This window comes from uncultured Litoreibacter sp. (genome assembly GCF_947501785.1).
Taxonomy (GTDB): Bacteria; Pseudomonadota; Alphaproteobacteria; order Rhodobacterales; family Rhodobacteraceae; genus Litoreibacter.
The window spans coordinates 3,302,781-3,317,435 of record NZ_CANMXB010000001.1 but is presented as its reverse complement, the minus strand read 5'-3'; the positions used below and the strand labels follow the sequence as shown (position 1 = coordinate 3,317,435).

General features: G+C 62.6%; 18 protein-coding genes. 9 read left to right on the top strand and 9 right to left on the bottom strand.

All coding sequences use genetic code 11. The features are described from left to right. Positions 1-156: 156 nt before the first annotated feature. Positions 157-1,482, top strand: a complete 1,326-nt coding sequence (gene gltX, locus Q0899_RS16510) for a glutamate--tRNA ligase (protein ID WP_299194209.1) — start codon at positions 157-159, stop codon at positions 1,480-1,482. 104 nt (positions 1,483-1,586) lie between these two features. On the opposite strand, the gene Q0899_RS16505 is transcribed toward gltX, so the two are convergent. Beyond that, on the bottom strand, positions 1,587-2,138 hold the full coding sequence (locus Q0899_RS16505) for a TlpA disulfide reductase family protein (RefSeq protein WP_298295816.1): 552 nt from the start codon (positions 2,136-2,138) through the stop codon (positions 1,587-1,589). 30 nt (positions 2,139-2,168) lie between these two features. Here Q0899_RS16505 and argH point away from each other — a divergent pair, with 30 nt between their 5' ends. The 4 genes from argH (at position 2,169) to Q0899_RS16485 (ending at position 5,362) form a co-directional block, all read left to right on the top strand. Next, entirely contained in the window at positions 2,169-3,560 is a 1,392-nt protein-coding gene (gene argH / locus Q0899_RS16500) for an argininosuccinate lyase (protein ID WP_299194206.1), read from the top strand. Next, positions 3,557-3,700, top strand: a complete 144-nt coding sequence (locus tag Q0899_RS16495; protein ID WP_298295812.1) for an argininosuccinate lyase — start codon at positions 3,557-3,559, stop codon at positions 3,698-3,700. The genes argH and Q0899_RS16495 overlap by 4 nt, the downstream gene beginning before the upstream one ends. A gap of 104 nt (positions 3,701-3,804) precedes the next feature. Beyond that, entirely contained in the window at positions 3,805-4,275 is a 471-nt protein-coding gene (gene greA / locus Q0899_RS16490) for a transcription elongation factor GreA (protein ID WP_298295810.1), read from the top strand. Positions 4,276-4,291: 16 nt separating this feature from the next. Then, the gene (locus Q0899_RS16485) at positions 4,292-5,362 is read left to right on the top strand and encodes a hypothetical protein (RefSeq protein ID WP_298295808.1); all 1,071 of its coding nucleotides are present in this window, start codon (positions 4,292-4,294) and stop codon (positions 5,360-5,362) included. A 149-nt stretch (positions 5,363-5,511) separates the two neighbouring features. Here the strand turns inward: Q0899_RS16485 and glp are convergent, their stop codons facing one another. From glp to Q0899_RS16465, 5 genes are read right to left on the bottom strand one after another with little or no spacing between them, the layout of a single operon-like run. Beyond that, on the bottom strand, positions 5,512-6,762 hold the full coding sequence (gene glp, locus Q0899_RS19435) for a gephyrin-like molybdotransferase Glp (protein ID WP_366942110.1): 1,251 nt from the start codon (positions 6,760-6,762) through the stop codon (positions 5,512-5,514). Then, the gene (locus Q0899_RS19430) at positions 6,755-7,633 is read right to left on the bottom strand and encodes a molybdopterin guanine dinucleotide synthesis (RefSeq protein WP_366942109.1); all 879 of its coding nucleotides are present in this window, start codon (positions 7,631-7,633) and stop codon (positions 6,755-6,757) included. Before Q0899_RS19430 ends, glp begins: the two co-directional genes overlap by 8 nt. Further along, complete coding sequence (gene mobB, locus Q0899_RS16475; RefSeq protein WP_298295802.1) at positions 7,630-8,124, bottom strand: molybdopterin-guanine dinucleotide biosynthesis protein B; 495 nt, start codon at positions 8,122-8,124, stop codon at positions 7,630-7,632. Before mobB ends, Q0899_RS19430 begins: the two co-directional genes overlap by 4 nt. Continuing rightward, entirely contained in the window at positions 8,121-8,723 is a 603-nt protein-coding gene (mobA, locus tag Q0899_RS16470) for a molybdenum cofactor guanylyltransferase MobA (protein WP_299194202.1), read from the bottom strand. The genes mobB and mobA overlap by 4 nt, the downstream gene beginning before the upstream one ends. A gap of 44 nt (positions 8,724-8,767) precedes the next feature. After that, positions 8,768-9,643, bottom strand: a complete 876-nt coding sequence (locus Q0899_RS16465) for a formate dehydrogenase accessory sulfurtransferase FdhD (protein ID WP_299194200.1) — start codon at positions 9,641-9,643, stop codon at positions 8,768-8,770. Positions 9,644-9,702: 59 nt separating this feature from the next. Here Q0899_RS16465 and Q0899_RS16460 point away from each other — a divergent pair, with 59 nt between their 5' ends. After that, a complete protein-coding gene (locus Q0899_RS16460; RefSeq protein WP_298295797.1) occupies positions 9,703-10,401 on the top strand; it encodes an AzlC family ABC transporter permease in 699 nt (232 codons plus the stop codon). Further along, entirely contained in the window at positions 10,398-10,727 is a 330-nt protein-coding gene (locus Q0899_RS16455; protein ID WP_298295795.1) for an AzlD domain-containing protein, read from the top strand. The genes Q0899_RS16460 and Q0899_RS16455 overlap by 4 nt, the downstream gene beginning before the upstream one ends. Here the strand turns inward: Q0899_RS16455 and Q0899_RS16450 are convergent. Then, positions 10,724-11,188, bottom strand: a complete 465-nt coding sequence (locus tag Q0899_RS16450; RefSeq protein ID WP_298295793.1) for an Lrp/AsnC family transcriptional regulator — start codon at positions 11,186-11,188, stop codon at positions 10,724-10,726. The two genes, Q0899_RS16455 and Q0899_RS16450, sit on opposite strands and share 4 nt — an antisense overlap. A 136-nt stretch (positions 11,189-11,324) precedes the next feature. Here Q0899_RS16450 and ald point away from each other — a divergent pair, with 136 nt between their 5' ends. Next, the gene (gene ald, locus Q0899_RS16445) at positions 11,325-12,443 is read left to right on the top strand and encodes an alanine dehydrogenase (RefSeq protein WP_299194197.1); all 1,119 of its coding nucleotides are present in this window, start codon (positions 11,325-11,327) and stop codon (positions 12,441-12,443) included. On the opposite strand, the gene Q0899_RS16440 is transcribed toward ald, so the two are convergent. Next, positions 12,440-13,339, bottom strand: coding sequence for a LysR family transcriptional regulator (locus Q0899_RS16440; RefSeq protein WP_298295789.1), 900 nt, complete (start codon positions 13,337-13,339; stop codon positions 12,440-12,442). The genes ald and Q0899_RS16440 overlap by 4 nt on opposite strands. A gap of 80 nt (positions 13,340-13,419) precedes the next feature. Here Q0899_RS16440 and Q0899_RS16435 point away from each other — a divergent pair, with 80 nt between their 5' ends. After that, complete coding sequence (locus Q0899_RS16435) at positions 13,420-13,707, top strand: DUF1330 domain-containing protein (protein ID WP_298360374.1); 288 nt, start codon at positions 13,420-13,422, stop codon at positions 13,705-13,707. Here the strand turns inward: Q0899_RS16435 and Q0899_RS16430 are convergent. After that, entirely contained in the window at positions 13,704-14,546 is an 843-nt protein-coding gene (locus Q0899_RS16430; RefSeq protein WP_298295785.1) for an N-acetylmuramidase domain-containing protein, read from the bottom strand. The two genes, Q0899_RS16435 and Q0899_RS16430, sit on opposite strands and share 4 nt — an antisense overlap. Positions 14,547-14,655 lie beyond the last annotated feature (109 nt).

Sequence of the window (14,655 nt, the reverse complement as noted above, 5' to 3'; positions counted from 1 at the left end):
CTTCCCTAATAAATGATTTCGCCGCGTCTCATTGCCGGCACACGCCCGGCACGATTTCCATAAAATTCGCAACGTTTCGCATGACCGCTCTGGATATGGACAATTGCCGCGCGCTGTGCTTCACCGCCCGCAACCCGCCAAAGGACAGTATCCGCCATGACCGTCACCCGCTTCGCCCCCTCGCCCACCGGCTATCTGCATGTCGGCAACCTGCGTACCGCGCTGTTCAACTTCCTGATTGCGCGCAAATCCGGCGGGCAATTCATCCTGCGCCTCGATGACACCGACCCGGAACGCTCCAAGCCGGAATACGCCGACGCGATCAAGCAGGACCTGGAATGGCTGGGGATTGAATGGGACCGGGTGGAAACGCAATCCTCCCGCCTCGACCGCTATGCCGACGCCGCGGATAAGCTACGCGCCATCGGCCGTTTTTATGAGGCATGGGAAACGCCGGTCGAACTGGATCTGAAGCGCAAGAAGCAGCTCAACATGGGTAAGCCGCCGGTCTATGACCGCGCCGCCTTGGAGTTGACCGACGCCGAAAGGGACGCCTTCCGTGCGGATCGCGGCAATGGCGTTTGGCGCTTCAAGCTGGACCACGCGCGCATCAACTGGACTGACGGCATCCTGGGTGACATCTCAATTGATGCGGCCTCTGTCTCAGACCCCGTGCTGATCCGCGGCGACGGGCAGGTGCTCTACACCATCGCCTCGGTGGTCGATGACACGGATATGGGCATCACCCATGTGGTCCGCGGGTCCGACCACGTCACCAACACCGCGACGCAAATCCAGATCATTGAAGCGCTGGGCGGTACAGTGCCCGCCTTTGCACACCACTCGCTGCTCACCGGCCCGCATGGCGAGGCGCTATCGAAACGCCTCGGCACCCTCGCCTTGCGTGACCTGCGCGACAGCGGCGTGGAGCCGCTCGCCCTACTCAGCCACCTCGCGCGCATCGGATCCTCCGACCCGATCGAACTGCGCGGCAGCGTGGACGAGCTGGTAGAAGGTTTCGATCTGAACCGCTTCGGCTCCGCGCCCACGAAATTTGACGTGGATGATCTGTATCCGCTGTCTGCAAAGCACCTGCACGCGCAGCCGGTTGCGGCGGTCAAGGCGGACCTGGACACGCTCAACATTCCGGCAGACAAACAAGAGGCCTTCTGGACTGTCGCGCGCGAAAACATCACCACCCGGCACGACATCAAACAATGGGCCGACCTCTGCGCCAACGGCGCGGATCCGGTGATCGATGACGAAGACAAGGACTTTGTGGCCGAGGCGCTGACTTTGCTGCCCGAGATGCCTTTCACAGAAACGAGCTGGTCAGACTGGACAGCGGCGGTGAAGGAAAAGACCGGTCGCAAGGGTCGTGGTCTCTTCATGCCGCTCAGAAAAGCGCTGACTGGTATGCAGCACGGCCCCGATATGGGGCAACTGATGGCGCTGCTGCAGGTGGTCAGGGCAAAACCCTAAACCGCTTCTTTCTGCTAAAAATATGCTCATGGGGGATGCCCGCGTGGCGGGGGAGCGAAGCTCCCCCAAGAACGCAAAACATCAAGCGCGGCGCAGCCGCTCAATCAGCCTGAAATCCACGCCGTGATCAGCTTCTGCGCCTCGGGGCTGTCCCATTCAAAATCGCCCGTGGCCCGCGCCACTTCACGCCCCTCCGGGTCGATAAACAGCGTCACCGGCAAGCCAAGTGCGCCCACGTCGCGGGCCACCTGCATCTTGGGGTCAAAGAGCTTGGGCAGGTTGTCCAGCTTCTTGTCGGCAAAAAACACGTCAACCGCAGGCCGCGCGTTGCGCCCCGTGGCCAAGGTCACCACTTCGAAATTGCCGCCAATCGCGCCGTCCAGCGCATTCAAAGCAGGCATTTCCTTCACACAAGGCGCGCACCACAACGCCCAGAAGTTCAACAGCACGTATTTGCCTCGGTAGTCGGCCAAAGAGGCCTGGCCCCCGTTGGCATCCAAAAAGCCTGACGCGGCAACCGCGCGCGGCTCGGCATGAAACTGGATGCGGCCCAACTCGCCGGTGGCCAACGACATCAGCTTGCCAACATCGGCACCGGCGGGGTTGCCCAGCAAGGCCAGCCCCGCGTATAGGACCATCAAACGAACAAGACGCATTTGCCACTTTCTCCAGCTAGGCCAGCCGATATGACTGACGCAAAATCCAACACCATGTGGGGCGGCCGTTTCGCCGCCGGTCCAGACGCCATCATGGAGGCGATCAACGCCTCCATCGGGTTCGACCAGCGCATGGCCCGCCAGGATATCGAGGGCTCCCGTGCCCATGCCGCCATGCTCGCCGCACAAGGTATCCTGACGGATAACGACGCGGAGGCCATCCGTGAAGGCCTCCTCACGGTGTTGTCAGAGATCGAGACAGGAAACTTCGCCTTTTCCTCGGCGCTGGAAGACATCCACATGAACGTCGAAAGCCGCCTGAAAGAAATCGTCGGCGAACCGGCAGGCCGGCTCCACACTGCGCGGTCGCGCAACGATCAGGTCGCCACCGATTTCAAGCTTTGGGTCCGCGACCAGATGGATGCCACGCTAGACGCCATCAAGGCCCTGCAACTGGCCTTCTTGGCCCAGGCCGAGGCCGGGGCCGATTGGGTCATGCCCGGCTTCACCCACCTTCAAACTGCGCAACCCGTCACATGGGGTCACCACATGCTGGCCTATGTCGAAATGCTGGGCCGCGACGCGTCGCGCTTCGCTGACGCGCGCGCGCGGATGAATGAAAGCCCGCTCGGCGCGGCGGCACTTGCAGGCACCTCCTTCAACATCGACCGTGATGCCACGGCCCAGGCCCTTGGCTTCGACCGCCCGTCGGCCAACTCGCTCGACGCCGTCTCCGACCGCGATTTCGCGCTCGATTTCCTCAACGCGGCCTCGATCTGCGCCATGCACCTGAGCCGGTTTGCCGAAGAACTCGTCATCTGGTCCTCAGCCCAGTTCCGCTTTGTCACGCTCTCAGACCGTTTCTCCACCGGCTCGTCGATCATGCCGCAAAAGAAGAACCCGGACGCGGCCGAGCTGATCCGTGCCAAAATCGCCCGCATCTATGGCGCAAACACCGCGCTGATGATGGTGATGAAGGGCCTGCCCCTGACCTATTCCAAGGACATGCAGGAGGATAAGGAACAAACTTTTGATGCTGCCGACAACCTGATGCTGGCCTTGGCGGCGATGACTGGCATGGTCACCGACATGACCGCAAACCAGCCAAATCTCGAACAAGCGGCGTCGTCCGGCTTCTCCACGGCCACCGATCTGGCCGATTGGCTGGTGCGCACACTTGATATGCCGTTCCGCGAGGCCCACCACGTCACCGGCGCCATCGTCAAGCTGGCCGAGGACAAAGGCTGCGACCTGCCCGAACTGTCGCTCGCCGACATGACCGGTGTCCACGCAAAGATAACAAAGGATGTCTTTGATGTGCTGGGTGTGCAAAACTCGGTCGCATCACGCACCAGCTACGGCGGCACCGCGCCCTCCGAGGTGCGCAAACAGGTGGCAAGATGGAAGGACAAACTGGCATGAAACAGGTTATTGCGCTGATAACGCTCGCCACGCTGGCCGCTTGCGGGGTCGATGGAGAGCCGGTCAAACCCGAACCAAAGCCGAAACCGGGCATTTCGATCACCGGCCGGGCTGAGATCGGCATCGCCAAAACCTCATAGGCGGCACCGCGCCTCTAACCTTTCTATAGCTTGCAAAGACACCCCATTAGGGGTGAAGTAATTGTAAATGCGCCGTCAGGCGTGCACAGAAGAAGTAAAACCAAATGGACAAAATCCCAATGACACCGCGCGGCTTCAAGGCCCTCGACGCGGAATTGAAGAACCTCAAGGTGGTGGAACGCCCCGCCATCATCACGGCCATTGCCGAGGCACGCGAACATGGTGACCTGTCGGAAAACGCCGAATATCACTCCGCCAAGGAGAAGCAGTCTTTCATCGAAGGCCGCATCAAAGAATTAGAAGGCATGATCGGGCTGGCGCAGGTCATCGATCCGTCAACCATGTCCGGCTCCGTCAAGTTTGGCGCGACCGTGAAGCTGATCGACGAAGACACCGAGGAAGAAAAATCCTATCAAATTGTCGGCGAGCAAGAGGCCGACATCCATAACGGCCTTCTGAACATAAATTCGCCGCTGGCCCGCGCCCTGATCGGCAAGGAAGAGGGCGATAGCATCGAGGTCAGAACCCCCGGTGGGACGAAAGACTACGAAGTGCTAGAAGTGAAATACGTCTAACTCTGAGAGACCGGCAATGAGCGACCAGACCAGCCAAGAGGTGATCCCGCCCCAGCAGTCCCAAACGGGCCTGCCCGGTGGTGGCGGCAAACCGATGAGCCTGGGCGCATATGCGCGCCCGGATCGCGGCCTGATGGCCGCCGATCTGATTGCCATCGCTCTGTCGGCGGTCTGGCTCTTGGGCGTGTTGATCTATTTCCTTTTCCTGCGCCCGCCAGCGGAAGAAGGCACGCAGGCCAGCTTCGTTTTGTCGATGCTGGCGGTCTTCCTGCCCATTGCACTCATCTGGATCGGTTCCACCGTGGTCAAAACCGCCAAAATCATGCGCGAGGAAAGCATCCGCTTGCAGGCCGCCATTGATGCGATGCGCAACGCCTATATCACGCAGGCGCAGACCACACCCATTGGCGTCAAACCTGCCGTGGAAAAGAAGCTCGACGAAATCGTCGCCCGCCAGAAGCAAACTGAATCGGCAATCGCGACTTTTGCAACGACCCGCGATAACCGGCTGCCTTCCACCACCACAGCGCAGCCTGCGCTGATCCAGCCGGGCGTGCCCAAAGGTGACAGCCAACCGGGCCTGGCGCTCGGCACACCCGCCGCGTCACTCGCGCCGGCGCTGTCCGTGGAGGATTTCATCGGCGGGTTGAATTTCCCCGAAAACGAAAACGACGCCGAGGGGTTCCGCCAGCTGCGCCGCGCACTGGCAGACACGAATTCCGGCAAGCTGGTGCGCGCCAGCCAAGACGTGCTCACCCTGCTCAGCCATGACGGCATCTACATGGATGACCTGACCCCCGACCGGTCGCGGCCAGAACTGTGGCGCAAATTCGCGCAAGGCCAGCGCGGCGTCGAAATTTCGGGCATTGGCGGCATCCATGACCGCTCCGGCCTCGCGCTGACCTCAGGCCGGATGCGCGCCGACCCGGTCTTCCGCGACGCGGTGCACCATTTCCTGCGCCAGTTCGACCGCACTTTTGCAAAATTTGCCGAGGTTGCGACGGATGAGGACATCACCCGCCTCGCCGACACCCGCACCGCCCGCGCCTTCATGCTTCTGGGTCGCGTCGCAGGCACGTTCGACTAAATCCCGCATTCTTTCTGCCGGAAATATGCTCCAGGGGATGCCCGCGTGGCGGGGAGGGAACCTCCCCAAGAACGCAAATCCTCGCGCGCGGCGCAGCCGCACAATCATTTAGACGTTTTCTATACGGCGTCTCCACGCTTTCTAGACGCTCAGATCCCGAAGCTGGAAAACGGAATATAGCGCACCAGATCGCCCTCCTTGACGTCGCGCGCCGCATCTCCCAATTCGACCAACCCATCGGCCCAGGATAACCCTGAGATGCGGCCCGATCCTTCAGAGGCAAACACCTCCGCGCGACCCTCAGCCGTGACACGCGCCCGCAAATACTCACGCCGCCCGGCCTTCTTGGATTTTCTGAAAGCCGCAGGAATATCAAAGCCTTGCGGCTCAAGCCAGCCGCCTCCGGACATCAAGGACAGGGTGGGGCGCGCAAAGATCAAGCTGCATACAAACGCCGCCACCGGGTTCCCCGGCAAACCAAAAACCGGAATCCCATCCCACACCGCCAGTGCTAGCGGTCGACCTGGTTTTATCGCCACCCGCCAATGGGTCAACACCCCTTCCGAGGACAAAAGCGCCGAGACATGATCTTCATCCCCCGCCGACGCGCCCCCCGAGGTCAGCACCACGTCACATTGTTCCGCCGCTTGATTCAGGCGTTCTTTCAAGACCTTACGGTCGTCACGAACATGCCCCAGATCAACCGGCGCGTGCCCCCAGGCCTTGGCCAGCGCCAGCAACATCGGCCTGTTGGCGTCAAAGGTCTTTTCGGCGCGCACATCCTGTGCCGCCGCAACCAACTCGTCCCCAGTGGACAAAACCCCAACGCGCAGCGGTGCGAACACCGTGACCCGCGCCACGCCCAAAGCCTCGATAAAAGCCAGATCCTGCGGCCGCAACCGTCGCCCCGCCGGCAATGCCACATCCCCCTGTCGCACGTCTTCGCCTGCCTCCCGGGTATTCTGCCCCGGCTTCACCCGCGCCAAAAACCGAACGCGGTTGCCTTCCAGCAACTCGCACTCTTCCTGCATAACCACTGTGTCGACCCCCGCAGGCAGCACCGCGCCGGTCAGGATGCGGATGGCAGACCCTGCCGGCAAGTCGCCCTCAAACGGCGCGCCTGCCGCAGCGCGACCTGACACCAAGGGCATGTCATCCGTCATGGTGTCAAAGGCAAACCCGTAGCCATCAATTGCCGAGTTTGCCGCAGGAGGATTCGATCGCACGGCCACCAAATCTTCCGCCAAAATCGAACCAAGGGCGCTTGCTCCGGGCAGCGCTTCGCGCGAAACAACAGGCCCCAACGCTTCGCGCAAAGCCGCCAAGGCGGTGTCCACTGGCGTCCAATCCACGCCTTGCGGCAGGGCAAAACAGTCGTTGGGAAGGGCTTTGTCAGGCATAGACCTCTCCCGTCGCGGCCCGTTCCAGCTGCGCCTCGAAACCCACGCCCAAAATCCACCCCTCGCGGTCGCCCGCCGTGCCGGCGCGCAACAGCGGCTCTAACGCGCCTTTCGCATCCAGCCGCGCAACGGCGCCTGCCAGCACCCGGACCTGAGCGGCGTCCTTGATCTCGCCCGCGCGCATGTCCCGTGCAACCGCGCCGGCAATCAGGGACGGCCAGATCTCAACAAGTGCCACGGGGCGGTCCAGAACCTCAAACGGCCAGGCCGCGACCTGACCTGAAAACCGGTGACGCAGCCGTGCCAGCACCGGCAGCCCCATCATCACCTGAGAGCCCACGGCCCCCGCACCTGACAACTGCCAACAGGTAAAACTGCCCTTGGCCAGTTCTTCAACAGCACGTTTCTCCGGGAAGTCCCGGTTGCTGCGCGCCAGCCCCTTGCGGGGCAAATGTGCGAAGTCCCGGGTCGGGTACGGGTTGCCCCAATACGGGCCAACCCCTTCAAGTAAAGCATTAATGTCCGAGGCCACCTGGCAACGGTTGTTGCCCTCCGGCGCGTCCTCGATGTGGTCCGCGAACCAGTCCCACAAGGCCAGCGGATCGTTCGAACCGGTGAGCGCCGCGCCAAAGCCCCGTGGATAGCCGAAGGGGAAGTCAAAGCCCGCGCACACGCGCCGGCCAGCACCAATCTCGTCAGCGATCATTTCTGTCAGCCACGTCTCCGCCACCTCGCGGTTGCGCAAATAGACCGGCGTTTCTGTCACTCCGCCCCGCGCGATGCAGGCCCAAATGGCATCCTTTCTGGGGGTCGGTCCCGCGTCGTTGCCGCCTGACCAGTCGACCATGATATAGGTGTCAAACAGGCTCATAATTCCAGCTGCCCCGCGATGAAATTGGCAATGCCGGTGGTGTCATCGAGATCAATCACAGGGATGTCCAGATCAGGAAGTTCCTCGTCGCTGGCGACGGCCCGGATCGTGGGGTCGCCCGGGGCAATCAGCGGCTGGCCGGTCTCGCCGCGATGCGCCTCGATCTTGGGGTGCCGGTCGCGTTTGTAGCCCTCTACCAGCACAAGATCGACCGGTGACAATTTCGCCAACAATTCTGCCAGAGGCGGCTCATCCGCCCCGCGCAGCTCGGTCATCAGGGCCCAGCGGTTGGACGAGGATAGCAACACCTGATGCGCGCCCGCGACCCGGTGCCGGTCACTGTCCTTGCCGGGGCGGTCCACGTCAAAGCTGTGATGGGCGTGTTTCAGGGTCGAAACGGTCAGGCCACGTGACACGAACTCCGCCACCAGCCGCTCCATCAGACCGGTTTTGCCGGAATTCTTCCAGCCGGTGACGCCGAAAACCTTCATGCCAGATACGCCTCCGCCTGCGCCATGTCATCCGGCGTGTTGACGTTGAAGAACGGGTCAAACGGCGTGACCCCGAACTCGGCCAGCGCCATGCCATGCCGGTCGGTCCATTGCACCACCTTGCGCACGCCATCTTCTAGCGCGGCACGCAGGTCGTCGCGTAGGTCCACTGGCCATAGCCCGAAGGTCGGGTGGCGCGACATGCCCCGTTCCGGGTCCGGCGTGGCCGCCAAAGCAATAGGGGCGGTTTCCGCCGCCAGCATCAAATACGGCACCAGATCGCAGGGAAAAAACGGCGTGTCGGCGGCGGCGGTGACGATATGGCTGTGGCCACGTGAGGCGGCCCAGTCCATGCCGGCCAGCACGCCCGCCAATGGACCCGCAAAGCCGTCGATACTATCTGCAACCACCGGCAGCGCGGTGCCGAACCGGGCGGGGTTGCCATTGGCGTTCAGCGCCAGCTCTGCCACCTGCGGCTCCAACCTTTCGGTGACGCGCTCCAGCAGGGTCTGCCCGCCAAGGCGCAGCATCCCTTTGTCGCCGCCGCCCATGCGGCGCGATTGGCCGCCTGCCAGAATTACACCCGCGGGTTGCTGCATTTAGCGGGCCCTCCGGGGGGCATATTTTTGCCAAGATGAAACTGTCATGTAGCGCTCTTTCTGCGGGCGCGTTTGGGATCGTCGGCCACAGCCGAGGGGTCCGCGTCCCAAACCAGCCGGTCCGCGCCGGACAGGCACATGAACCGCTGCCCGCGCATCCGGCCAATCAGCGTCAGGCCCACCTGCTGCGCCAACTCGACACCCCAGGCCGTGAAGCCCGAGCGCGAGGCCAGCACCGGGATGCCCATCAGCGCGCATTTCATCACCATTTCCGAGGTCAGACGCCCCGTGGTGTAAAGCGTTTTGTCGGCGGCACTTGCGCCCTCGGCCTGCATCCAGCCCGCCACCTTGTCGACGGCATTATGGCGGCCCACGTCTTCCATATAGACCAATGGCCGCGCGCCTTGGGAGAGCACCGTGCCATGGATCGCACCGGCCTCCAGATAGAGGCTGGGCGTGGTGTTGATCGTTGCGGCCAAGGCGTAAAGATCGGATGTTTTGACCTGCGCATCGGGCAGCGTCAGCCCCTCAAGTTCTTCCATCATGTCGCCAAAGACGGTGCCGACCGCGCAGCCGGAGGTGCGGGTTTTCTTCGCGAGTTTCTCCTCATGGTCGGTCTCCACGGTGGTGCGCACCACCACGACGCCAAGCTCCTCGTCATACTCAATGCCGGTGACCTCATCCGCATCTGTCAGCATCGCCTGATTGCGCAGGAAGCCCAGCGCCAGATAGTCGGGGTAGTCCCCGATGGTCATGGCGGTGACGATTTCGCGGGAATTCAGGAAAATGGTCAGCGGGCGTTCTTCGACCACACGGATGTCTTGGGTTTCGCCCTGATGGTCCACGCCGGTCACCCCGCGCGTCAGCCCGTCCCGCGCGGGGGATGGCGCAATCAAATAGGCGCTATCACGATTTGGCATTTGACCTTCCCTCCGCCCTGAGGTCCCTTGCGGGCCAAGACAGATCATAGGGCGGGCGCATGACCTCTTCCACCTCGAAAACGACTTACTGGCTAGGACTTACGCGGGCGCTGCCTTTTGTGATCGTGGTCATCCCCTTTGCCATGCTGTTCGGCGTCGTGGCGACCGAGGCGGGGTTACCCTTGAGCCAGGTCATGGGGTTCTCAGTGCTGGTGGTGGCCGGCGCGTCGCAATTCGCGGCGCTGCAATTCATGTCGGAGAACGCGCCGGTGGTGGTGGTACTGATCTCTGCGCTTGCCGTTAATCTGCGTATGGCGATGTATTCGGCCTCCATCACCCCGCATCTGGGGGCCGCGCCGATGTGGCAGCGGGCCGTGATCTCCTACTTTCTGGTGGATCAGGGCTATGTGATGGCCAACGCCGAATATGAGGACCGGCCAGACATGACCCTGCCCGAGAAGCTGGCCTATTTCGCGGGGGTGTCCACTCCGATTTGCCCCCTGTGGTTCGGCTTCACCTATCTGGGCGCGGTCGTCGGCGACCAGATACCGGCGGAGTTTGACCTGGCCTTCATCCTGCCCATCGCCTTTCTGGCAATGGTGGCCCCGGCGCTGCGCACGCGCGCGCATATTGTGGCGGCGCTGGTGTCAATCATCCTAGCGCTGGGTCTTTATTGGGTGCCGCTGAACCTTGGCCTGCTGATCGCGGCGGTCTGCGCCATGATGGCAGGCGCCGAGGTCGAAAGGCGGACGCAATGAACTACACCGACGGGCAAATTTGGGGGATCATCGCGGCCCTTGGGGTCGGGACCTTTCTGGTGCGGTTCTCGTTCCTCGGCATCATCGGCAAGCGCCCGATGCCGCCCTGGGTGCTACGCCACCTGCGCTACACCTCGGTCGCGATTTTGCCGGGGCTGGTGGCCCCCTTGGTGCTGTGGCCCGCCTCCGAGGGGGGCGAGATCAGCCTTGAATGGCTGGCGGCTGCGGTCGTCACGGTCGTCATCGGCTACACCACCAAAGGCGTGGTGCGTGCCATGTTGGGCGGGGCGGCGGTGTTCTTCGGGTTGGGGTACTTGCTGGGCTAAATCGGCAAGGCGGTCGTTTTGAACACTGTGCGCAGCGCAAAACTGGACTGCATCTGTGCCACGCCCGGCAACCGCGCAAGGGACCGGCGATGGATGCGGGCGAAATCCTCGGTGTCAGCCGCCACCACCTTCAGCAGGTAATCCGCGCTCCCCGCCATCAGGTGGCATTCCAGCACCTCCGGCACGCGGGCAACTTCGCGCTCGAACGCGTCCAGCACCTCGTCGGCCTGCCCGCTCAGCGTGATCTCCACAAACACGGTCGTCGGGCGGTCCACCTTGCGCGGGTCCAATAGCGCCACATAGTCGCGGATAATCTTCTCCCGCTCCAGCCGAGCGACCCGACGGTGGCAGGCGGAGGCGGACAGGTTCACCTTCTCCGCCAGATCGGCGTTAGAGATGCGGCCCCGCTTCTGCAAAACGGTCAGGATGCGGGCGTCTGTTTCGTCGATCTCATTGTACATGACGTTTCCTTCGAACTTGTCGGTTGAAATTCGAATAATTAGTCATATTAGCGAAAACAAGGGCATGTCATTTCACAAATATCCCGTCCGCCCCGGCTTACCGTCAACAAAACATGTCACGCTGGAGAACCCCCCAATGATCATCGGATGCCCCAAGGAAATCAAACCGCAGGAATTTCGCGTCGGCATGACGCCAAATGCCGCGGGCGAGGCGACGGCCCATGGCCACAAGGTCCTGATCGAGACGCAGGCCGGCGCAGGGTCCGGCTTCACGGATGACGACTACGTCGCGGCAGGGGCGGAAATCATCGGCAGTGCAGCGGATGTGTTCGCCAAGGCCGACATGATCGTGAAGGTCAAAGAGCCGCAACCGGGGGAGCGAAAGATGCTACGCGAGGGCCAGTTGCTGTTCACCTACCTGCACCTCGCGCCGGACCCGGAGCAGACCAGGGACCTGCTGGCCTCCGGCTGCACGGCGATTGCCTATGAGACGGTCACCGACCGCAACGGCGGCTTACCGCTTTTGGCTCCGATGTCAGAGGTCGCGGGCCGTCTGGCCCCGCAGGTCGGCGCGTGGACGCTGCAAAAGGCAAATGGCGGGCGCGGGGTGTTGATGGGCGGGGTGCCCGGCGTGGGGCCCGCGCGCGTCATGATCATCGGCGGCGGTGTGGTCGGCACCCATGCGGCCAAAATCGCCGCCGGCATGGGCGCGGATGTGACCGTTCTGGATCGGTCCCTGCCCCGCATGCGCTACCTTGATGATGTGTTTGGCGGGGTGTTCAAGACGCAATACGCCTCTGCCGGGAATATCGCGGAGCTGGCGACGCAGGCCGACATGGTCGTCGGCGCGGTGCTGATCCCGGGGGCCGAAGCGCCCAAGCTGATCAGCAAAGCGCAGCTTTCCACCATGAAGCCCGGCGCGGCGCTGGTGGATGTGGCGATTGATCAGGGCGGTTGTTTTGAAACCTCGAAGGCCACCACCCACAAGGACCCAATCTACGAGGTGGACGGCGTCATGCATTACTGCGTCGCCAACATGCCGGGCGCGGTTGCGCGCACCTCCACCATCGCGCTGGGCAACGCGACCATGCCGTTCATGCTGGCTTTGGCCGACAAGGGTTGGAAGCAGGCCTGCGAGGAGGATGAACATCTGCTCAACGGCCTGAACGTGCATGCGGGGCAGCTGACATATTACGCGGTTGGTAAGGCGCTTGGCATTGACGTGATCTCGCCGCAGCTGGCGTTGAAGGGTTAGCCCTTCTGGCCTTCGAAGAAGGGACGCATTTTGCGGATGCGGGCGGCGGCGAACTGCATGAAGACCGCCACCCGCGGCACGTCCTTCAGGTCGGGATGGGTCAGCAGCCAGATGGGCGCGTAGTCAAATAGCGCCACCCGGGGCAGTCGCGCCAATTCGGGGTCGGTGTCGCCCAGAAAGCAGGCCATGCGGGTCGCCCCGATGCCCGCGCGCACTGCGCCGATGGCGGCGATCATATCATCCACCACCAGCGTCACACGGCGGTGCGGCCAGACCGAGGTGATCTCCTTCGGCAGTCCCGGCCAATGGGCGAATTTTATCCAATCCAGTGGCAGGGATGGGTCGGCTTTCAGCCGCTCCAACTGCGCCAGCCCGACATAGGCGGCGGCCTTTTGTTCGGTCATGCGCACGCCCACCAAAGTTGGCGACGGCGCGGTGCCAAAGCGGAACGCGACATCGGCCTCGCGCTGCGCGAGGTTCAGAACCTCATTGGTGGCAACAACCTCGACGTCAATCTCCGGTTGCGCGGCCCGGAAATCCAGCAGGATCGGGGCCAGCACGCGTTCCACCATCAGCTGCGGCGCGGTGATCTTCAGCGTGCCGCGCAATTGCCGGTCTCGGGCCGCGATCGACAGGCCTAACGCAGTGCTGGATTGTTCCATCTGCTCTGCCGCCCGCGCTGCTTCCAGTCCCGCATCGGTCGGCCGATAGCCGCCCGGCAATCGGTCAAAGAGCCGCGCACCCATCGCGGCTTCTGCCGCTGCAATCCGCCGCGACACGGTCGCGTGGTTCACCTTCAAGGTCCGCGCGGCACCGCTCAGCCCGCCTTGGCGGACAGTTTCAAGCACGTATCTGAGGTCATTCCAATCCAGCATAGCCTGTGCAGTATCGCACATCGAAAGCGCAATGTTGAGCGGTATTCATCACCCCGCCGGCGCCGTATCTCCTTGGCACCACAACACAGGAGCACGCCCAAATGACCATACACGCCGTTGCCTATATTCACGTAACCAACCCCGAAAAAATGGCCGCCTATCGCGAAAAAGGTGCGGATGCCTTGGCCAAACATGGCGGCACCGTCATTCAGGCGTCGCCTGAATTGGTGGTGTTGGAGGGGGACATGAGTGTCCCGACGCTCGCCGCGATCCTTGCTTTCCCCGACCGCGACGCGGCCATGGCCTGGCACAATGACCCGGACCTGCAAGACACACATGCGCTGCGCCAAGGCAGCGGCGTGTCGAATATCGTCCTGTTCGGAGCCTAAAGCTCGGAAATCACGTCGCGGCCCAGCAGCGCCTCAAACCGCGCCAGAGTGCTGGGCCCGGCGATCCCGTCCGGGACCAGCCCGTTGTCACGCTGAAAGGCGATGACTTGGGTTTTGGTCGCGGGCCCAAAGTCGCCGTCGATGATCAGGTGGTATCCCAGCCGTCGTAGGTTCTGCTGCAAGCCGGACACCGCGTCCCCCTTTGAGCCGAGCCGCAGGATCACGTCGTCCTCCAGGTCGCTGCCCGCGGGCATCGCGCCGCCCAGCCGCTTGTAGGCGCGCGCCATCAGCCGTGAATAGTGATCCACCTGCCCAGAGCCGTTGTAGATCCGGGCAAAGCCGCGCCAGTCGCGCGCCTTGAGTTCGTCCACCAGCCCGCGCTTCTTGATGAAACGCACCATCAACTCAAGCTGGCCTTCAATGCCGGACATGGCGGTTTCCGCCAATTCCCTGGCAGAGCCGAACCCCAGCCAGGACGCATTCTCCCCCAGAACTTGGCCGACACCCCAAGAGCACGCCATATAGGCCGCCTCGCTGTTGATTGATTTCGCCCGGTCGAGCTGCGCGTATCGCGCGGATTGGGTTTTCTTGTACGGGATTTGGCCCCAGCGCGGGGCGGCCAGCCCGCGGTCAACCGCCTCGTCTCGCTGATGGCGTGGCAGATTGCGGTAAAAGACGTGGTATTCGTACAGGATCAGCGGCAGTCGTTTGCCATTCACGGTGCTGAAGGCTTTGCCGCCACTTTCAACCTCGACGACGGCCGCGAATGCGCGGGCAGGCCAGCCTAGGTCATCTGCCTTTTTGTTGATTGCGTCCATAACAGCGGGTTCAAATGCCATACTAAAAATCCTTTCGCGTAAAAAATCATAAAGTAAGCCAGTCGTCTAAAATGTGGTCTCAGCCGAAATGGCCGGTGTGCGGTGCGGCGCAACTGAGGCAAAATAGCCT